The sequence below is a fragment of the Bradyrhizobium sp. UFLA05-109 genome, assembly GCF_054185165.1.
Map to the genome: position 1 here is coordinate 1 of NZ_JBBIAR010000115.1, position 18,751 is coordinate 18,751.

Sequence of the window (18,751 nt, forward strand, 5' to 3'; positions counted from 1 at the left end):
AACGGTGTTCTTGTGACGGCGGATATCCTCAGCCGCCTGGGCGATCTGGTCGAGGCCGAGATACAGCCGCTCGACCTCGCGGAAGAGCCGCGTCCCCTCGGCGGTCGGCACGAGGCGGCTTGCCACCCGCTCGAATAGCGTGATCTCGACGATTTCCTCCAGATCGCGGATGAGGCGGCTCACAGCGGGCTGCGTGACGTTCATCGCGTCGGCCGCAGCCGTTATGCCGCCCGTCATCATCACGGTTCTGAACGCTTCAACCTGCCGCGGCTTCAATCGCATCTGCATGTCCACCCATAACATTAAGGCATGGGCTGGTCACAGAATGCAATTTTTCTTTTCTCGCTGGACCCCTTAATGACAGATCAAAATTCATTGGGGAGTGCGCGGATTTCGGAAACCCCGGAGGAGCTCCATTGTGAAATTCCTTACAATCGCAGCCGCAATGGCTGCGTCAGTCTTTGCGACACCATTCGCGACCCATGCGAAGAACCTGACCGTCGGACTGGCGGCATCGACCACGTCCATGGATCCGCAGTTCTATGTCGTCGGCCCGAACAGCGCCATGGCGCGCAACATCTTCGATGGTCTCGTCAACCAGGACGCAAAGCAGCAGATCCAGCCCGCGCTGGCAGTTTCGTGGAAGACGATCGACGAAACGACCTGGGAGTTCAAGCTACGACCGAACGTCAAGTTTCACGACGGGAGCGACTTCACTGCAGACGATGTCGTTGCCAGCATCAAGCGCGTGCCGCTCGCTGCGAAGAACAGCCCGAGTTCCTTTGCCCCCTATGTCAAGGCGATCACTGAGGTCACCGCGGTCGATCCGCTGACGGTTCGCATCAAGACCGCCGGCCCGACGCCGCTGCTGCTCAACAACCTCAGCCGTATTGCAATCCTGCCGGCCGAGATGGAGAACGCCACGACGGAAGAGATGAACTCCGGCAAGCGCGTGATTGGCACTGGCCCCTTCAAGTTCGTCTCCTGGGTGCCGGACGATAATGTCGTGCTGGCCCGCAACGACGCGTATTGGGGCGAAAAGGCGGCCTGGGACAAGGTCACCTTCAAGGTGTTCAAGAACAGCAACGCCCGTGTCGCCGTGATGCTCTCCGGCGATGTCGACATGATCGAAAGCATCCCGACCGCGGACACGCGGAAGCTACAGGCCTCAGACCGGCTCAAGGTCGTGAGTATTGCCGGCAACCGGATCATCTACCTACACATGGACCAGGCGCGCGAGGAATCGCCATTTGCCAAGGGACAGGACGGCAAGAACCCGCTCCTGAAACCGGAGGTACGACGCGCGCTTTCGCTTTCGATCAACCGACCGGCACTCGTCGATCGCATCATGGACGGACAAGGCGTACCCGCCGGTCAGTTGGTCCCTGAGGGATATTTCGGCTATGATCCTTCCATCAAGGTCGATCCCTATGATCCGAATAAGGCGAGGGAGCTTCTTGCTAAGGCCGGCTATCCGAATGGGTTCTCGCTGACCTTTCACGCCTCCAACGACCGCTATCCGAACGATTCCAGGATCGCACAGGCCATTGGCCAGTTCTTCAGTCGCGTTGGCATCAAGACCGCGGTCGCGACCTTGCCAGGTAGCGTCTATTTCACTCGCGCTTCCAATCTGGAATTCAGCTTCATCATGGGCGGTGCTGCGGTCGAGACCGGCGAAGCCTCGGGCGTGCTCGGCCCAATCCTGGAAACCTTCGGCGAAAGGGCGGGACAAGGCAACCGCGGACGCTATTCCAATCCAGAGTTCGACAAGGCGTTGAACGCTGCTCGCTCGACACTCGACGACACCAAGCGCGAGGAACTTCTTCGCAAGGCGACCGAGATCGCCATGGGTGACCTTGGCGTCATACCGGTCTTCTATCTGGCCAACACCTGGGCGCTAAACAAGGACCTGTCATACCCTGGCCGGTCGGACGGCTACACGCTTCCTTACTACGTGACTTCGAACTGACCGGGCAAAAGATGATCCAGTATCTTTCCGTGGCTGCGTGCTTCGCGATGTCGTGCGCTTTGATCTTTTCGCATCCCACACATTGAAGGCATCCCAGAATGAAACCGATCTCGATCATCATTGACTGCGATCCCGGTATTGACGACACGATTGCGCTGCTGACCGCGTTCGTGTCACCAGAACTCGAGATCGTCGGCATCACGCCCGTCTGTGGCAACCAGCCACTGGAGCGAACGGTTCGCAACGCGTTGCTGGTCTGCGAGCTCGGTGGGCGCACCGATATTCCGGTTTATGCCGGCTGTTTTCGGCCGATGCTGCGCGATCCGATTCACGGCGAATTCCATGGCAAGACCGGACTTGGCAACACCACTTGGCCGGATCCGGTCAAGAAAGCTGAGCACATGTCCGCGGTCGATTTCCTGATCGAGGCCCTGACCAGCGCTGCGGACAGGGGTGAGCGCATCACCATCTGCTGCCTCGGGCCAACGACCAACCTCGCCGTCGCTCTGCGTATGAAGCCGCAGATTGCCGACGGCATCGAGCGCATCGTGATGATGGGTGGCGCCTATCGTGAACCCGGTAATCGCACGATGACTTCTGAATTCAACGTGCTTGCCGACCCACATGCGGCGCATGTGGTCTTTTCGAGCGGCATCCCGATCGCTGCGCTCCCGCTCGATGCAACGCACCAGGTCATATTGAAACCGGAGCATGTCGCCGAATTCTCCCGCGTCAGCGGCCGAATTTCGAAAACACTCGCCGAGATGATGGCTTTCTGGGATCGCAACGACGTGCGCCGTTATGGCTCACGCGGGGGCCCGCTGCATGATCCGCTAGTCATGGCCTACATTCTGGCGCCGCATCTGTTCGAGACGCAAAAGGCCCGCGTCTTCGTGGAATACGAGAGCCAGCTCTGCATGGGACAGACGATTGCCGACTGGTACGGTAAGAGCGGCCTGGAGCCGAACGCCGATATCGTCACCAGGGTCGACGCCGAGGGCGCAATCGCCTTCATTCTCGATCGGCTATCTCGCTACGCTGAAAAGACCGTTGCATGAGCAGCCGCAGGCTCCTCATCGATCCGAATCTGGGCGTGGACGATGCAGCACCCATCCTAATGGCTCTCGCATCACCGGAATCGTCCGAGTAACGCAGGGAGGTTGCGATTCATGAGCGGGTACCTGTTAGACCGGTCGATCCAAACCGTGCTCACGCTGCTCGTCATGTCTGTCTTGGTCTTTGCCGGCCTCTACCTCATCGGCAACCCGGTCGACATGCTGTTGAGTCCCACCGCAACGCCGGCGGAGCGCCTTCAGGTCATCCAATCCTTTGGGCTCGATAAGTCGGTATGGGAGCAATACTGGCTCTTCCTCACACGCGCATTGTCGGGAGATCTTGGTAATTCCTTCGTGTTCAACCAACCTGCGCTGACGCTTATCCTCAAGCGCATGCCGGCGACCCTGGAGCTTGCCTTCGTCGCGTTGGTCATAGCGCTGATCATTGGCATTCCGCTCGGCACCTATGCTGGTCTAAAGCCCAAGGGTCTGATCTCGAAGTCAATCATGACCTTCTCGATCCTCGGTTTCAGTCTGCCAACCTTCTGGATCGGCCTCGTGATGATCATGCTGTTCAGCGTACATCTAGGTTGGCTGCCGGCTTCTGGGCGTGGCGACACGGTGCCGGTCTTCGGTGTGCCTCTCAGCCTTTTCACACTCAACGGCCTGTCCCACCTGCTATTGCCCGCTTTCAACCTGGCGCTCTTCAAGATATCGCTGGTCATCCGCCTCACCCGGGCCGGCGTGATGGAGACGATGCAGCTCGATTTCGTACGGTTTGCCCGTGCGAAGGGACTTCCGGAAAGACGGATCGTCACCGTTCACGTCTTGAGGAATACGCTGATTCCGCTGATTACCGTGATCGGTCTCGAACTCGGCTCGCTGATCGCATTCGCCGTCGTCACCGAGACGATCTTCGCCTGGCCCGGCATGGGCAAACTTATTATCGACGCGATCGGCGTGCTCGACCGTCCTGTCATCCTCGCCTACGTGATGATCACGGTCGTGATGTTCAGCATCATCAATCTACTCGTCGACATCCTCTATTCGATCGTCGATCCCCGCGTTCGTCTTGAAGGAAACTCGCATTGAGCAAACTCGCATTGAGCAAGGATAGCCCAAACGCAGGCTCGGTGCATGCCGGCCAGGGTGGCGTCGGCGGGGCCGCCTCACGCTCACCGTTCCGCCAGACGATTTCCGCACTTCTACAAGAGAAGCCCGCGCTGGCAGGTCTCGTCATCGTAGCAATCTTCACTGTTGCCGCAATATTCGCGCCCTTCATCGCACCGCAGAACCCTTACGACCTGTCGCAACTCGACATTCTCGACGGTCGTCTGCCGCCCGGATCGCAAAGCGTGAATGGCATTCATTATCTGATCGGCACGGACGATCAGGGGCGAGACCTCTTGAGCGCCATCCTCTACGGTCTTCGCACGAGCCTGCTAGTCGGGATATCAAGCGCCGCCATCGCGCTGGTCATTGGCGCCTCGCTCGGCCTCCTCAGCGCCTATGTCGGCGGTCGCCTCGATTCTTTCCTGATGCGCATCGTCGATATTCAGCTTAGCTTCCCGGCCATTCTCATTGCACTGATCTTCCTCGCCATCCTCGGACAGGGCGTCGACAAGATCATCCTGGCGCTGGTCGTGACCCAATGGGCCTACTATGCCCGGACTGTCCGCGGTTCGGCATTGGTGGAACGCAAGCGCGCTTATGTGGACGCGGCGCGCTCCATGGCTCTCCCGGACCGGAGCATCCTCTTCCGCCACATCCTGCCGAACTGCCTGCCACCCTTGATCGTCGTCGCCACCATGCGTGTCGCATACGCGATCATGCTGGAAGCGACGCTTTCCTTCCTCGGCATCGGCTTGCCGGTCACCGAACCGTCGCTCGGGCTCCTGATCTCCAACGGCTTCGAATACCTGCTCTCGGGTGACTACTGGATCAGCTTCTTTCCGGGCCTTGCGCTTCTGCTGCTGATCGTCGGGATCAATCTGATCGGCGACGCGCTGCGCGATATCCTCAATCCTCGGCGGGAAGGCTGAGCCGTGACGAAACCGGTCCTTTCGATTTCCAATCTCAATACCGCCTTCCGCATCGGCGGCGAATGGCGCAATGTCGTGCGCGACATCAGTTTTGATATCGGCCCCAGCGAGACGGTCGCCGTCGTCGGTGAATCCGGGTCCGGCAAGAGCGTCATGGCGATGTCCATCATGCGCCTGTTGTCGCAGGACTATTCGAGAATTGCGGGCAGGATCGACTTCGAAGGACAAGATCTGCTCTCCCTGCCCCTCGCCGACATGCAGACAATCCGCGGCAACCGGATCGGCATGATCTTCCAGGAGCCGATGACCTCGCTCAACCCGGTGCTGAAGATCGGCACGCAGATCACCGAGGTTCTGGTGCAGCATCGCGGAATGTCGCAGTCCCGGGCTGAGGCCGAGGCCGTTCGCCTGCTCGAAAAAGTGCGCATTGCCTCGGCGAAGTCCCGCCTCAACGAATATCCGATGAACTTTTCGGGGGGTATGCGCCAGCGCGTGGTGATCGCAATCGCGCTTGCCTGCGCCCCGAAGCTGCTGATCGCCGACGAGCCGACCACGGCGCTCGACGTGACCATCCAGGCGCAGATTCTGGAGCTTATTAAAACGCTCCAGGAGGAAGAAGGCCTCTCAGTCCTCTTCATTACACACGACATGGGCGTGGTTGCTGAGATCTCCGATCGTACCGTAGTCATGTATCGCGGAGAGCAGGTCGAGACGGACACGACCCACAATCTCTTCGCGGGCGCCAAGCATCCCTACACCCGTGCGCTTCTGTCAGCCGTGCCACAACTCGGCTCGATGACCGGCCAAGCCCGGCCGTTACGTTTCCCTCAGGTTGATATGGCGACTGGCGAGATCCAGCCGGTCAAGCCAACGGAGGACACGGTTAGACAGGACAAACCACCGATCCTCAAGGTGGACAACCTCATCACACGCTTTCCGGTGAAACGCGGCTTCCTGCGCAAAACCATCGGTCGCATCCACGCGGTCGAAGGCGTCTCGCTCGAGCTACGGCAAGGCGAAACCCTCTCGTTAGTTGGTGAATCCGGTTGCGGCAAGTCGACGACCGGCCGATCGATCATTCGCCTGACTCCCGCGCTCTCCGGCGAAATCCGGATCGACGGCAAGGATGTCCTCAAGGCCGGTAAGGGCGACCTCGCCAGCATTCGTCGCGAAGCCCAGATGATTTTCCAGGACCCCTTCGAGAGCCTCAATCCGCGCATCCGCGTCGGTCACGCGATTGCCGAGCCGATGATAACGCACGGCCTGGCAAACGCCAGGGAAGCCAAGCAACGCGTCGGCGACCTTCTTGAACGCGTCGGCCTATTGGCGTCCATGGGTGACCGTTTTCCGCACGAGTTTTCTGGCGGACAACGCCAACGCGTCTGCATCGCTCGCGCGCTCGCCCTCGAACCCAAGCTGCTGATCGCGGACGAGTCCGTTTCGGCACTCGACGTTTCGGTGAAGGCGCAGGTGATCAACCTGATGCTGGACCTGCAGGAGAAATACGGCCTCGGCTACCTTTTCATCAGCCACGACATGGCCGTCGTAGAACGGATCAGCCACAGGGTTGCCGTGATGTATCTCGGCGAGATCGTCGAAATCGGGCCTCGCAAGGCGGTTTTCGAGAACCCGCAGCATGATTATACCAAGCGCCTGATGGCGGCTGTCCCGATCGCCGATCCGTCGCGGCGACAGACGCGTCGGCTCTCCAGCGACGAGATCAAGAGCCCCTTCCGCGCAGCCAATTACGCGCCGCCTAAGCGCGTCTATGAAGAGGTCGAGGACGGCCATTTCTTCCAGATCGTGTGAGGGACGGACGCGATGATCGTCACCTTCGGATCGATCATGTCGACTTCATTCGCTCGGGGAGATGCCGCAGCCTGGGCAGACATTGCTGGCAAACGGGTTTCGAACCGAAGCGGGTGGCTAACGGGCAAACATGACATCCGTCCCCGAGGAGTCGGTCCGGCTACAAGGCTATGGCGAGATGACACTGCGCACCGCGCTCGCCAGATTGATGGCGCTGCCGGCGCGCGCTCGCTGAATAGCACTCATGTAAACGGGATCACGGTGTTCCGCGAAACCCGACGAAACCCCTATTGCTCGCGAAATCGCGACCGTTCGTTGAGGAACGGCTGCTAGCGGCAGGGATTGGTCCCCTGTCAAACCGAGACATGGAGACAACCATGACGACACGTATGAAACTTGTGAGCGCGGCCGCACTGATGGCCACGATTTTGCCGCTCGCGACTGCAAGCCCCAGCCTCGCCGCGGGACGCGGTCCGGGCTGGTGTACCCCATCGAGTGAAAACGCCGTCGGCGCGGCCGGACCGGCGCTGAGCGGCGGCCAGTTGATGGCCGGGGTCGGCCAGTGCCGGTACCCTGGAAGCTGGCACCACACCAACGCCTACGGTTATTGGGGCCCGGGTTATGGTTATGGATACGCCGAGCCCGGCTGGGGCGCGCCGGCCTACGCGCCGGATGACTACTGACGCCTCTGCTCTTTAGGGCAAGTTACAGCGGCGCGGCCGATCTCGACCGCGCCGCATGCGTTTTGGAGAAGCACGACCGGAGAAAGCGTGATGCGCGAAGCGCGCCTGATGAAGCAAATGCAGGCGAGAGCCATGCCATCCGGACAGCCCGCCCTGCCGATTCAAATCCGCCGTGGACCGGCCTTCAAAATCCGTGCAAGAAGGTCTTGCAGGGCGGGCCGATCTTTCGGCCCAAGCCTCTGCAAAACGTCAACTTTTGGAAGAAATGGTCGGAGTGGCAGGATTCGAACCTGCGACCCCTGCGAACGTAGTGAACATCTTCTAAATTGTTGATTTTTCTCACCGCGGCCTCTGTTTCCGTCCCGTTTTGTTCACGGTCATTTCACCCAATTCGTTGCGATATCGTTGCGCGCCCCGCCGCAAGAACAGCTTTCCTTCGCTTCGATGGCATTGAGGAAGTGCGGCTTGTGCTAGAGCGCCTCGGCTTCCTCCCGTCGTCTATGCGAGAGGCCCGACAGCTTCACCTGGCGAAATTTCGCTTAGAGCCGATTTCGCGCGCGGCCTCGACGAGCGGCTCTGGCGCTGGCTGACGCTGTCGCCGGCATTGCTGCTGTTGCTGGTGCTCAGCGTGCTGCCGCTGCTCAATCGCGCATCGACCTCGCCGGACATGGCCATCGCAACAGTGAATCTCGCGCATGATGTCGAGACGAGTGTCGTTCTGATATTGCAACAGATCGCTCATTTTGACCTGCGCGTCTGCAAGTTACGAGGGAGTTCTTCGTAGCGAGGTCGCGCGGGCGCGGTCATGTGGGTCTCAATGATCCCGGGGCGGATCTCGTAGCAAGAGATGTTAGCTTCTGCGAGACGGCTCGCAAAAAGCTTGTTCATCATGGCGAGCGCCGCCTTCGTTAGGCAGTAATCGCCGCGATTCTCTCCTACGATCTCGGCGTTGACCGAGCCAATTGTTACAATGCTACGCGCGCTTTGCGCAGGTCGGGTCGAAAGCATCTGCCTTGCAACTGCCTGCGTTAAGAAGAAGGTGCCCCTCAAGTTGAGTGCGTGACAACGATCCAAGCTTTCTGGAGTCAGATCCAAGAGATCGCCGCGTTTGTCCGCCGAGAATCTGCACACCGTCCGGTCACCATCCGATCGAGACTACTCAACGCTCAAAGCAGCGGCGTCGCCGCCTCACAGTCGCTCTGATGCCGCCGTTGCTATCGATCGCGTGAGCTTCTTCATGGCCGCAGCGCTGGCACCGGAAATCAATTTCGTGAGTCTGGGCTACCCACCTTGTCCTGATGAAGTGCGCCGCCATCGGCCAGGCCTGACAGTTCGGGCAAAAAACGAGGACACGATCAGCATCAAACAGCACTGACCATCCCTTCCGATGCAAGCCGTCTTCCAACATAGCCATGGCCTTACTTTGGAGTCCGTGAGCTTGCGGCACGCAACCACCCACTCACGTGCGCAGCGTTGTCGGCTTGGCGCGCCTTTCGCAGAAGCTCCTCTCGACGAACGCAAGGAGGCATGCCCTCAGCTTGCCTGCGCAAGTTAGCTGCCTCTTCCTCTAGTCGGTCTTCAAGTGCCGATGATTGCTCGAAAGATCGCCGGTGCATCATGGCGCTGCTCCCCGTTTGGATTGGGCGGGAGCGCAAGCGGCGTTCTCAACACCGATAAATGCCACGGGCCGAGCGGTGATCATCTGCAAACTATTGAGGGACCTAAAGGTTGCTGGCATGCTCTCTTGATTAACACTCGCTATCCGCAGGAACAAAGCGTCGATCCGATAACTTGTGCCAATCGCGACACCTCCCCGTGAGACCTTCACGCGGTGGCTTTGAATTTCCAGGACACCCGCCCCATGGCCGCGGAACGGCTGCCAGTCCACCATCAAGTTCGACATCCAATCAAGGTTGAGATTGCGTGGCTTTGGAGGTGATATATTTTGAGGCGTGCCCTCGCATCCGGAGGCCACCATGATGGATCCTCGCGAAATTGATCGCTTGGAGTATCTCGCCGTCAAATTCAGTGCGCTTACAGATCCCGGAACCCGCCAGGCGCTGGCCAGATCTGCCCAGCTTCTGAAGTTGCCGTTGCCTGACACGTTCTTGGGCCGTCCAATCTTCGAGCGGCGCCCACCGGAGCAAGAGGAAAGCGCGTTCGAATCACAACCGATGAGCGCAAACACCAAGTTTGGGTTGCCGCGACGCGCCGCGACGAAGCGGTTAGCCGGGTCCTCGACGCCATCCCAGAAGGGTGGACAGCAGCCTTGCTGAGCAACAGGCTGGAAGCTCAGGAGATAGAGGTGTTGCACCTCCAGCCTGGCGAGGTTCGCGAAATCACTTCAAAAGCAACTTAGGCCTGCCTGCGTGAACCAGCGGGCCCTTGTCGTTCACCGCCTCAGCCGGCGAGCATGTTGTCGCCAACCGGGTTCCGCTCCCGATGTGACTATTGCTGCGGCGCGAATTAACTCGCTTTTGACGTCGCTGCGGCGCATATTTGGGCTATCACCGTTCCGCATCCTGGCATTTGCCGGTGACTGCGAGTGTTGCGCTCCCGCCTATGCGTAGGGAAACCTCAACGCCCCTCGCCTGCCATTCCTCCGATCAAATTCCCGCGCCCCGTCTGTCCGAGGTGCAAGGCTTCGATGATGCTCGTCAGCATCGAAGCAGAGCGCCCAGGCGTGGACTTACACAGGTTTCAGTGCGCTCTCTGCAATGACGTACTTACGATCCGTGCCGCCTACGAAGATCCTATGCGGTCCAAGTCTCTTGGCCGCTGGCTTCAAGGCGATTTGCATCCACCGAAGGAAGGCACGCCGTGGGTGGTCCGGCGGCCTCGCTTCGATCTAGGAAAGGAAAGCGAGCTATTCGGTAGCATTGAGATGTGAGATGCCATGAGCAAAGCCCGCGCGATCCGATATCGCAGACTAGCACTCGTCTCTAGCGACAAGACCACCGCGGACCTGCTGCTTAGGCTTGCGGACGAATGCGATCGCGGGATTCTCTGCACCGCTGAATGGCGATCAGCCCGACCATATCGCACGAATGAGCAGCCACCAACGGCACGAGACGACCGGTTGCGGTTTGCGCGGGACCCGTCAAATGTCGAACGTTGAAAGGCTCCCGGCGGGACATGGAAGCTAGCAATCAGGAGCCGAGAAGAAGCACCGGTTTTCCGAATAGAGATCAAGACCGAATGGGTCCGCTGAGTGCAGCTCAAGAGCGGCACTTGCCTAGCTCCTGAAGGACATATCCGCCTGACTTTCAATCGCCAACCAGAAAAAGACCCGCCTCCGAGTCAATGGGAAGAACGGTGGGTTAAAGTATCCATGCCCAACGTACTTTGAAAATTCGTCCGAAGGCGGGGCACGAGGGCTTAAGTATTTGCACTTCCAAGATACCGGATGACAGTCCGTAAGCCCGCCATCCGACCAGTAAACCTAGCATGAGCGCTGGGGGTCCCCGTTGACGTAGGTCAATGGCGGTAGCTCCCCTTCGGGTATCCTTATCGCATGGATCTATGGCTAATCCGGAAGCACCTTGCCGAGGCGCAGCGCCATGTGGCGCAGAGCGATCGGAACATTTGCGCGCCAAGCGAGACCGAGCGGTGAATCAGCTTCAGTTGGTGGCCTCCTTTTCCACGCCCACGACGAGCAGTGGCTCGCAGCGATCCCGACCTCTTAGGAATCGATAATTTGCGCATTCCTCGGGCGATTTGTGAAACCACTTTGCCGGAAACCCGACTGAAGTAACCCGGATTTGCAAGCCAGCCCGTGGCATAAGCCGCTTCGGCGGCGTTAATCGTCACAGCCTTCCACTTCCGGGACGGGAGTGCTTGGTATGCCTCGCTCGCCATCCATCGTGCCGAAAGATTTAGACGAAGACACCTACATCGTGCTGGACGCCTCAGGGACTTGGGGAGGGCGCACCTGGTGCAACGGCGAGGATTACCGCGAAACACTGATCTGCGACCTCTTGGAGGGCCGGTATCACCCTCCCCTGCGCATCGTCTGTTTCAACTCCACCGAAGGCTGGTCGCGCGTTGTAACGACAGACATCGCCGCCGAACTGCAAAGGCGCTCGGCCGAAGGGGAAATTATCCCAGCCTTTCTGCAATATTTGTTGAAAATGCCATCCCCGGAGAGAAGAAAATTCCAGGAGCTGCTCGCCGCCCAAAAAGACCTCGCTAAGAGAACAGAGGCGATCTCTGGCTTTCGCTCGCATCTCTTCGGCCTGCATTGGGAATTGATGCCTCAACCGAGCTTGCCGAGCATTCAACTAGGTGAGTTAGGTCGATCTCAAGATCAAGCGAGGCCTGGCGTTGGAGGCTAACCCAACTCGGCCTCGCAGCCGTCCAAGCCGGCAGCCTTCAGGCGGACCATTGCATTCGAGGACCGCGGGTGTGCTCCGTCTGTGCATTGGCGCGCATCTGGTGAGGGGAACCTTGGGGACCGCGGGCAGTTGATCAGCAGTCCCCGACAACCGGAGTTTTCCCATGCGCGAGAGGCGCAGGACGGCTGGCCCAGCGTCTGCCCGCTCCACCAAGGCATCGATTGAGCCCCTGAAGACCGGTTATGCCTTAATCGTCGACGGCCATGTCAAGGCGACCTTCACCGCGAAACCGAGCGCCCTGGAAGCTGGCACAGAGCTGAAAAGCCGATTCCCTCGGCTTCAGGTCAAGATCTACGACGCCGAAAACAAGCTCAGCGAGGTTGTTGAGATCGGCCGCGCTTGACGCGCCGATCGGCGGCCGTTTGAAGTTGGCACCATCATGAGGCGAAGCACAATGGGTACCGGATGCTGGTCATTCGGGAGGACGAGCGCATACGACGTGCGAGCAGGGCTTTATCGATTGACAGGGCGGTATGACAGTGGTCACTGGTGATACGACCACAGCGTAGTGACAATTAGGTCGGTTTGTTCGAAGCCGGCGATGAATGTCAACGTCACCATCCTCGAAAACGCAATGAAGCTCCTGCGCAATTGGCTGCCATGCAGGATGTGTCGCAATTCGCAGCCCCATCGAGGAGGATTAATTGCAGGTACTTGTCCGAGACAACAATGTCGAGCAGGCACTCCGTGTTCTTAAGAAGAAGATGCAACGGGAAGGCGTCTTCCGGGAAATGAAGCAGCGGCGCTCCTATGAGAAGCCGTCGGAAAAAAAGGTCCGCGAGAAATCTGAAGCTGTTCGCAGGGCCCGCAAGCTCGCTCGGAAGCAGGCGATCCGAGAAGGATTGCTGCCCGCGCCGCCGAAAAAGAAGCCTTTTGAGCGCAAGCCGCCTTTGCCGGAGATCAAAGCAGGGGCAGAGTAGAGAGTCCCTTGCTCAGGAGAATGCCGCACGTCGAGGAACATTATGTTCTCGGATCTAACGCCATGATGGTGCGTCACTTGTGACGCAGCGAAAAAGGACGCAAATCAGGAATCAGAACACGCTCGGTCAGGGCGGCCAGAAGTTGGATCGCGACGAACGGCAGCGCCGTTAGCTAGGATCATGGGACAGGGACGACGACCGGGTCCCGGCCGGCTATGTATCTAGCCGGCCGGTTGCTGTCTTCTCTATGGCCTGAAATCGATGCCTCGTAATACGATGCCTGGCGGCGTACCCTCGAACTCCGTCGCGCGATATTTGCTCGCCGCGCATGCTTCGATGCGGTCGCGCAGGCGGTTGAATTGGGCTTCCCGCTGCTCGGGCCTAGCCTGCGGGCCGCGCTCGAGAGAGTCCATCGCAGAGGTCGAGATCGCGCAAGGAATCTCCCTGGCACCGTCATGCATCGAGAACCGGACGATCATCCGGTCGTATTCGTGGGCGATAAAGCGGCCGCTGGTCAATGTCATGGCTTACTCCTTTACGTGCGCCCTCAAACTATCGCCTACGGTCGGCCGTCCGCATCCCACTCGCCCGAGCATGGCGCTTGATGAGGACGAGGGCGTCAACGAGGACGCCCGTCAATCGCCTCAGCCCTCCCCACCGAGTCGGTCGAAATCGTCGAACAGCGCCGCCACCAGCGCGCGGTGGCGCGTGTCCTCGGCGGGCAGGCTTGCAGCATAGAGGTTCAGCAGATGGCGAGCCTTCACCGCAGCCTCCGGCCAGGACGCGGCGGGCACCGTCATCATGCGGTTTTCGAGATCGGCCTTGCGTTCGCGCAGCTCCCTGACATGGGTCTCGACCTCGGCCAACGCGCGGCGCAGGTCGGTCGCCTTCTGCGCGGCCATCCCGCGATGCTTGTCAAGATCGACGGTGCGGTCAGTCATTAGCGACACTCGCATCCATGCGTTGGGCATCCGCTAGGTTGACGGATCCGATCGACAGCCGCTCCGCTGAGCCGCGCACACCTTCGCGGGGTACGGTGATCATGGTGGCAACGCGGCGCCGGGCCGCGAAGGACAGGCCCTCGATCTTCTCCTCATCGGTGACGACCTCATAGGCGCCTGCGGGCAAAAGCCGTTCGCTGCCGCGGGAACGAATGCCTGAAACTTCATGGTTCCTCGCCGCGAGCGGATGGTCATGCACGCCTGCCTTTGCAAATGGGCCTCCCGACGCCAGCTATGATGACCATGCGCCCTTGGTGCGGCAATAGCCAGCACTATCCTGACCGCACCGGCTCGCGACGATGCCGCAGCGCGACCCTCGTAAACGAGGCGCTTTAACGCTCGCTATTGGTATGACGCAGGCGTAGGCTTGCCGCTATCGCCGCGTCTCTAACGGCATCGACCGGTGACCGAGGGTCACGTGTGCTCCCGCCAAAAGCTTCGCAGGAGCGTTCGATGTCGCGTTTTGGCATCTCGGAATGGGTCGTGCCGCCAGTGATCGTTCCGCTTTTTCTTCTGCCTCTCGTTGTATGTGGCGCCATCCTCAATGGCTAGCACAACGCGCGTGCCCTATCTGGTTAGTGGAACCCAGGAGTACGGCCGCGCCAATCTCCGTCGCGCTGCGCTTTGCGCGAAAGCTGCTGCGCGAAGGCTCCATGGACGTGAAAGTCTGCACGCAGCGCGGGCGGGTGGTGCAATCGAGCAAACTGGACGAACTCGCCCCCCACAGGAGACAAGCGACATGGCAAAGGGACAGCAACGCAGCAATCGCGAAGCCAAAAAGCCGAAGAAGGAGAAAGCCAAGGTCATCGCCGCGGCGCCGAGCCGCAAGGAGGTCACCTGGCAGCCGAATATCGGGCCACCAAAGAAGAAATAGGCACGGGGCTTTCCAACGCAGCCAAGACCCCTCAACGGACATCCGATCGGCAAAGGTTCTGGGGTGCCGACGCGGCGAAGTTTTGTCGGTATCTCTAATTTGCTTTCGGCCTTGGCGGTTGAGCGTTAGGCTGCGGTCCACCCTTCCGAAATAGCATTCAACACCTGAGTAACTGCTTCCTCCCGAGGGGCCGCAACCCAAAGCTGGTGCTCCAGATCATCGGTGGTCACCCGAACCAATTGAAGGTCGGTCGCATTCGCCATATCTCCTTCTGCGGGCGAGCTTCGAAGCGGTGCAGCTTATGGATATGGAAGAGTCCGGCAGGAACCAATACCGCCACACGCGCCGTTTGCTCTAGATGACTAGAGAACGAACGGCATCCTTCAAATGGCTCCGCCTTGTCTTCCAACGCGTTGCCGCTGGGGCGCTCAGAGCTCGGCTCTATTCGTCCTTCCATTTGATCGAGCAGCCTCACCTCCGGATGCCCCACGGAGATCAGTCTAGCCCGCATTGAGGGCCCCGCGGCGGATTTTTGCTCGGCATGACATTCGATAACTTGGCATTACCGATGGCGAGGTCCGCTTCGCGCCGAGAGCTGCCCTCCTCGCGATGTCGTCTTTTTGCCCCTAAGGCGACATAGCGGCCCACTCGGCGCTATCGCAAAAAACCTTTAGGCAACCGCTCAAGATCGATCGGCTGCTGCGAGACGCTCCATCCTTCAAGTCTGAGCGTGTTCCCAAGAACCCAGCGCGTCTCCTGGGATCAACGCTAGACCGTCGCCGCAATTTCGCAAATCATCCGATGATCCATCGCCCTGTGTGGATATCGAATTTCACCAAGCCTTCGCCTCGCATTTTCAATAGGAGGTCTTGGCAAGCTTCTTCATTCACGACATTGGCGCGTTTCATGACCTCGCGCACTTTGAGCGGCTTGTCGCGGAGCACACTCAGGATATTTTCTCGATCATTCAGCACGACTAGACTCCTACCGTCATCAAGCGCGCTAGATCACTGAGAATACGAAAGCTGATCTTCCGTAACGACCCGCTCGATATTCTCCGACTTGCTCCTGATGCGGTATCTAAGACGTCCATCTGCCTCGATGGGCATAAGTTGAACGATGGTGTAAATCATTGGTGAATCAGTTGCGGCACGTCCTTGTGGACGTTGGGGCTGGTGGCGAACATCTTGGTTGAGCTTATAGGCATATGACATGTGTCTACCTCCAAAAGTTACGGCCGCTCTAGCGTGGACCATGCCGTGATGCAATGCATCCACGGTTGAGGATGCGCTGGATGGTCTTTGCTTGTGGCGAAAAGTCCAGCAAAATGCTGCCGCGGCTAATCAGTTTGGTGGCGGCTGTGGTCTCCAAGACACATATGCCGAGACACACTTTTTCGGCAACGGCATCAGCAAGCTCGTGTTCACGATCTTGTCTGCGGTCGAACCACTCGACTCGTCCCTCGTCGTCCGGCCCGGAGAGGCAACATGTTCTTCGATTATATTCGGACTTGAGTGTCGTTAGGAGACTCGCCGTCGAACTCAAAGCCGCGAAGGTGCTTCGCAACCGCGTGTCGCTGACGCTGCTCGGCCGCGCCGCCAACGAGGTGACCAAATAGGTCTCTCCCGTTGCTGCGATGCATGAGTCCGAAAGTCGCCCTTCGTGACATAGCGCCGCGCGGCCTTGGTCGCTAACGGCGTATAGCGGAAGTCCGATGGATGCGCAGGAACGACAGTCCCGGTTGCGTTTGGCTCATCAGATCGGAGTTCTACCATCGCCTCTCAGGCAATAGTCGCGCGATTAGCAGCTGAACTTCCGATTATACGAACGTGCAGCGTTATACGGGAGCGAATCTCATATTGGCTTTGCAGGCCCGCCGCCCTAAAATTGACGGCGATCGCAGGATGGGCGAAATGCAGTATGTTTGCGACGCGCCGAACGGAAAGACCTGGTTCCGTATTGAGACGGAAGGTGAAGCGACGCATGAGTCACACCTGATGAGCCACACAGTCGAGAAATATTTCCGCCGGGAGCGGGAGAAGGCAGTCCAGTCCTGGCGTCCGGAGCGACCCAATGCGATCGAGCGCGACATCGGCCTCGAGGCCCATGTGCAGCGAGAGATGCCGCTTTTCCTCACGTTGCGCGACAGGGAGGGCAATGCACTGACTACAGCGATGCTACCGCCGGGTGGCAATGATCGCGGGGGGTTCCGGATCATCATCGTTGCTGCATCCAATGCCGATCCTTATCCTGAGCAAAGCGCGGCCATCGCTGCGCTGGGAGCACATTTCGGTCTCACACTCAATCGCGACCGCTGCTTCCCCTACGGCCGCCAAGGCGCCTGACGAACTAGCGTGTGATCCCTCGCCAATCCTTCGAGCAAATGATGCCAGATCGGGCTCTCCCAGTCGTATTCAAGGCGGTTCATCCAATTCGCCGCTTTCACTAAGTGTGGACCCTGTCCCACGGTTGCATAGGCAAGGCGCACGCCATCTGATGCTCGGCAATATTTGATTTCCTGCATCATCCTGACGGAATTGAAGTTCACCGAATAGACTTCGACGGGCTTGGCGATGTTCTTGAGGTTCCGAAGCCCTATCTTCTCGCAGGTAAATGCAAGTTTTTCGAGCAGGTGATCGTGCGCTTGGCGCGAAATGCAAATTCCGCCTGGTTCTATTCCCTCAAGCCGCGCGGCGATATTCACGCCATCGCCGTAAATATCGTCATCAACGATGATGATGCCGCCGAGGTTTATGCCAACACTAAATTCGATCCGCTTATCGACACTAACACTAGCGTTTCGCTCGCTCATGCCGCGCTGCAGTTCAACGGCACATCGTACCGAGTCAACTACGGACGCGAACTCGACCAACATTCCGTCTTCGGTTGTCTTGACGATACGGCCCGATGTTCTTCGATCTTCGGATCGACTAGCGCTCGCCGATGCTCCTTCAATTGAATGAGGGTGCCTTCCTCGTCCACGCTTATGAGACGGCTGTAGCCGGCCACATCCGCCGCCGGAATTGCTGCAAGCCTCCGCTCCACGATCCGTCCTCCAACATCTGTCCGTTGCCCCTCACGAACCTACCAGAACACGTCCTCCCTTTCCGGTAGGCAGAGATCGGGACAACTAGGGACGATCTGCGTTTGAGTACACAAGTAGAACACCAAAGACTGATAGCGGCAACACGCCCGCTTTTGTCGCATCCGAGCATCGCGCCGGTTCGGCGAAAAGTGGCGACCGTCTTGAAGACCTCAAATGCCCTGGGAAGCCAAATGGGATTGGGCCACGTTCAAGACGATGTCGCCAATTGGCCCATCGCGTCATTTCGCGGCGACTCAGTCTTTGGTCGCCTTCGGCGCGAAGCGGACCTTGACGGCCGTGCGGCCTTAACGAGCACCGGGCGTCGCCTGATCGGATTCACAAAATCCCGCTCAATGTGGTTTGCGACAAGGTGCGTGGTTTGCTCCCTAAATCGCGCGGGCCGTTCGCCACATGGGGTCAAGCTGAAGAACCCGGTGTCGCCCTCGAAGGATGTGCAAAGGACTCAGTCGTTCAGAGATGAGCACGCGGCAATAGCCATCCCATGATCTTCTGATACGGATCGCGATGACTGCGGACGAATGCGTTCTCGTTCTGCTGAGCGGCGGTCCTGGCGAATTCAGAAATCCCCTCCATAGACTGCCGTTTATCCTTCGGAAGCTTCGCCCATTGGCGAATGATCTTCCGGCGGGCTTCGCGTTGCTTTTCCCTTACGTCAGGCATCGGGACGCTCCTTGAAGAGGATTATTCCGGTCGACCCAGTATTGCTTGGGCTCACTGGAACTTCACGTGCAATCAAGAACTCTTTGCCCCTCTTATCAAGTACAATTTCGTTCTTCTCAAAGGCCGTATCCTGCGCCGGCCAAACCTGAACCAAAACCGATTGTCAATCGGCGTTCAAATTTGACCCCTCATCGGCGTCCAATTTTGACCCCTTCGCACGGCGGGCTTTGCTGGTAGC

The 18,751-nt window shown here is 59.0% G+C and carries 20 protein-coding genes and 1 pseudogene; 12 read left to right on the forward strand and 9 right to left on the reverse strand.

The window, feature by feature from the left end; genetic code table 11:
* On the reverse strand, positions 1–282 hold a 282-nt coding region (locus Q3C01_RS43095), incomplete at its 3' end, for a LysR family transcriptional regulator (RefSeq protein WP_458151401.1).
* A gap of 136 nt (positions 283–418) precedes the next feature.
* Here Q3C01_RS43095 and Q3C01_RS43100 point away from each other — a divergent pair.
* The 6 genes from Q3C01_RS43100 to Q3C01_RS43125 all read left to right on the forward strand — a co-directional run bounded on the left by Q3C01_RS43100 (position 419) and on the right by Q3C01_RS43125 (position 7,558).
* A complete protein-coding gene (locus Q3C01_RS43100; protein ID WP_458151402.1) occupies positions 419–1,969 on the forward strand; it encodes an ABC transporter substrate-binding protein in 1,551 nt (516 codons plus the stop codon).
* 98 nt (positions 1,970–2,067) lie between these two features.
* On the forward strand, positions 2,068–3,027 hold the full coding sequence (locus Q3C01_RS43105; protein WP_458151403.1) for a nucleoside hydrolase: 960 nt from the start codon (positions 2,068–2,070) through the stop codon (positions 3,025–3,027).
* Between the two features lie 111 nt (positions 3,028–3,138).
* Positions 3,139–4,116: an ABC transporter permease gene (locus Q3C01_RS43110; RefSeq protein ID WP_458151404.1), complete on the forward strand. Its 978-nt coding sequence runs from the start codon at positions 3,139–3,141 to the stop codon at positions 4,114–4,116.
* A gap of 41 nt (positions 4,117–4,157) precedes the next feature.
* The gene (locus Q3C01_RS43115) at positions 4,158–5,066 is read left to right on the forward strand and encodes an ABC transporter permease (protein WP_458151419.1); all 909 of its coding nucleotides are present in this window, start codon (positions 4,158–4,160) and stop codon (positions 5,064–5,066) included.
* 3 nt (positions 5,067–5,069) lie between these two features.
* Positions 5,070–6,875, forward strand: coding sequence for an ABC transporter ATP-binding protein (locus Q3C01_RS43120; protein ID WP_458151405.1), 1,806 nt, complete (start codon positions 5,070–5,072; stop codon positions 6,873–6,875).
* A gap of 377 nt (positions 6,876–7,252) precedes the next feature.
* Positions 7,253–7,558, forward strand: a complete 306-nt coding sequence (locus tag Q3C01_RS43125) for a hypothetical protein (RefSeq protein ID WP_458151406.1) — start codon at positions 7,253–7,255, stop codon at positions 7,556–7,558.
* Positions 7,559–8,078: 520 nt separating this feature from the next.
* Here Q3C01_RS43125 and Q3C01_RS43130 read toward each other — a convergent pair.
* Both Q3C01_RS43130 and Q3C01_RS43135 read right to left on the reverse strand, forming a co-directional pair.
* A complete protein-coding gene (locus Q3C01_RS43130) occupies positions 8,079–8,300 on the reverse strand; it encodes a hypothetical protein (protein WP_458151407.1) in 222 nt (73 codons plus the stop codon).
* Positions 8,297–8,689, reverse strand: a complete 393-nt coding sequence (locus tag Q3C01_RS43135; RefSeq protein ID WP_458151408.1) for an SDR family NAD(P)-dependent oxidoreductase — start codon at positions 8,687–8,689, stop codon at positions 8,297–8,299. Before Q3C01_RS43135 ends, Q3C01_RS43130 begins: the two co-directional genes overlap by 4 nt.
* Positions 8,690–8,795: 106 nt before the next feature.
* On the opposite strand from Q3C01_RS43135, the gene Q3C01_RS43140 reads away from it, so the two are divergent.
* The 4 genes from Q3C01_RS43140 to rpsU all read left to right on the forward strand — a co-directional run bounded on the left by Q3C01_RS43140 (position 8,796) and on the right by rpsU (position 12,872).
* Entirely contained in the window at positions 8,796–8,933 is a 138-nt protein-coding gene (locus tag Q3C01_RS43140; RefSeq protein ID WP_458151409.1) for a hypothetical protein, read from the forward strand.
* 2,467 nt (positions 8,934–11,400) lie between these two features.
* Positions 11,401–11,892, forward strand: a complete 492-nt coding sequence (locus Q3C01_RS43145) for a hypothetical protein (protein ID WP_458151410.1) — start codon at positions 11,401–11,403, stop codon at positions 11,890–11,892.
* Between the two features lie 163 nt (positions 11,893–12,055).
* Positions 12,056–12,295, forward strand: a complete 240-nt coding sequence (locus tag Q3C01_RS43150; protein WP_458151411.1) for a hypothetical protein — start codon at positions 12,056–12,058, stop codon at positions 12,293–12,295.
* 301 nt (positions 12,296–12,596) lie between these two features.
* On the forward strand, positions 12,597–12,872 hold the full coding sequence (gene rpsU, locus Q3C01_RS43155; protein ID WP_458151412.1) for a 30S ribosomal protein S21: 276 nt from the start codon (positions 12,597–12,599) through the stop codon (positions 12,870–12,872).
* Positions 12,873–13,117: 245 nt separating this feature from the next.
* Here the strand turns inward: rpsU and Q3C01_RS43160 are convergent, their stop codons facing one another.
* The 3 genes and pseudogenes from Q3C01_RS43160 to Q3C01_RS43170 all read right to left on the reverse strand — a co-directional run bounded on the left by Q3C01_RS43160 (position 13,118) and on the right by Q3C01_RS43170 (position 14,068).
* Entirely contained in the window at positions 13,118–13,396 is a 279-nt protein-coding gene (locus Q3C01_RS43160; protein ID WP_458151413.1) for a DUF1488 family protein, read from the reverse strand.
* Between the two features lie 120 nt (positions 13,397–13,516).
* Complete coding sequence (locus tag Q3C01_RS43165; protein WP_458151414.1) at positions 13,517–13,813, reverse strand: hypothetical protein; 297 nt, start codon at positions 13,811–13,813, stop codon at positions 13,517–13,519.
* Positions 13,806–14,068 (reverse strand): annotated as a pseudogene (locus Q3C01_RS43170) (hypothetical protein). Before Q3C01_RS43170 ends, Q3C01_RS43165 begins: the two are co-directional and overlap by 8 nt.
* A gap of 544 nt (positions 14,069–14,612) precedes the next feature.
* Between Q3C01_RS43170 and Q3C01_RS43175 the strand changes: the two are divergent.
* On the forward strand, positions 14,613–14,747 hold the full coding sequence (locus tag Q3C01_RS43175) for a hypothetical protein (RefSeq protein WP_458151415.1): 135 nt from the start codon (positions 14,613–14,615) through the stop codon (positions 14,745–14,747).
* 794 nt (positions 14,748–15,541) lie between these two features.
* Here Q3C01_RS43175 and Q3C01_RS43180 read toward each other — a convergent pair.
* Complete coding sequence (locus Q3C01_RS43180; protein ID WP_458151416.1) at positions 15,542–15,721, reverse strand: hypothetical protein; 180 nt, start codon at positions 15,719–15,721, stop codon at positions 15,542–15,544.
* An 855-nt stretch (positions 15,722–16,576) separates the two neighbouring features.
* Here Q3C01_RS43180 and Q3C01_RS43185 point away from each other — a divergent pair.
* Positions 16,577–17,092 (forward strand): hypothetical protein, encoded by a 516-nt coding sequence (locus tag Q3C01_RS43185; RefSeq protein ID WP_458151417.1) that lies wholly within the window; start codon positions 16,577–16,579, stop codon positions 17,090–17,092.
* Here Q3C01_RS43185 and Q3C01_RS43190 read toward each other — a convergent pair.
* Both Q3C01_RS43190 and Q3C01_RS43195 read right to left on the reverse strand, forming a co-directional pair.
* Complete coding sequence (locus Q3C01_RS43190; protein ID WP_458151418.1) at positions 17,071–17,622, reverse strand: adenylate/guanylate cyclase domain-containing protein; 552 nt, start codon at positions 17,620–17,622, stop codon at positions 17,071–17,073. The two genes, Q3C01_RS43185 and Q3C01_RS43190, sit on opposite strands and share 22 nt — an antisense overlap.
* A gap of 681 nt (positions 17,623–18,303) precedes the next feature.
* A complete protein-coding gene (locus Q3C01_RS43195; RefSeq protein WP_254111337.1) occupies positions 18,304–18,513 on the reverse strand; it encodes a hypothetical protein in 210 nt (69 codons plus the stop codon).
* Between the last annotated feature and the right edge of the window lie 238 nt (positions 18,514–18,751).

Bases quoted from the DNA above. Each gene is read 5' to 3' on its own strand.
- Q3C01_RS43110 (WP_458151404.1), top strand. From the start codon at position 3,139: ATGAGCGGGTACCTGTTAGACCGGTCGATCCAAACCGTGCTCACGCTG.
- Q3C01_RS43140 (WP_458151409.1), top strand. From the start codon at position 8,796: ATGGCCGCAGCGCTGGCACCGGAAATCAATTTCGTGAGTCTGGGCTAC.
- Q3C01_RS43145 (WP_458151410.1), top strand. From the start codon at position 11,401: ATGCCTCGCTCGCCATCCATCGTGCCGAAAGATTTAGACGAAGACACC.
- Q3C01_RS43105 (WP_458151403.1), top strand. From the start codon at position 2,068: ATGAAACCGATCTCGATCATCATTGACTGCGATCCCGGTATTGACGAC.
- Q3C01_RS43125 (WP_458151406.1), top strand. From the start codon at position 7,253: ATGACGACACGTATGAAACTTGTGAGCGCGGCCGCACTGATGGCCACG.
- Q3C01_RS43165 (WP_458151414.1), bottom strand. From the start codon at position 13,813: ATGACTGACCGCACCGTCGATCTTGACAAGCATCGCGGGATGGCCGCG.
- Q3C01_RS43175 (WP_458151415.1), top strand. From the start codon at position 14,613: ATGGCAAAGGGACAGCAACGCAGCAATCGCGAAGCCAAAAAGCCGAAG.
- Q3C01_RS43190 (WP_458151418.1), bottom strand. From the start codon at position 17,622: ATGTTGGTCGAGTTCGCGTCCGTAGTTGACTCGGTACGATGTGCCGTT.
- Q3C01_RS43195 (WP_254111337.1), bottom strand. From the start codon at position 18,513: ATGCCTGACGTAAGGGAAAAGCAACGCGAAGCCCGCCGGAAGATCATT.
- Q3C01_RS43130 (WP_458151407.1), bottom strand. From the start codon at position 8,300: ATGAGCGATCTGTTGCAATATCAGAACGACACTCGTCTCGACATCATG.
- Q3C01_RS43150 (WP_458151411.1), top strand. From the start codon at position 12,056: ATGCGCGAGAGGCGCAGGACGGCTGGCCCAGCGTCTGCCCGCTCCACC.
- Q3C01_RS43160 (WP_458151413.1), bottom strand. From the start codon at position 13,396: ATGACATTGACCAGCGGCCGCTTTATCGCCCACGAATACGACCGGATG.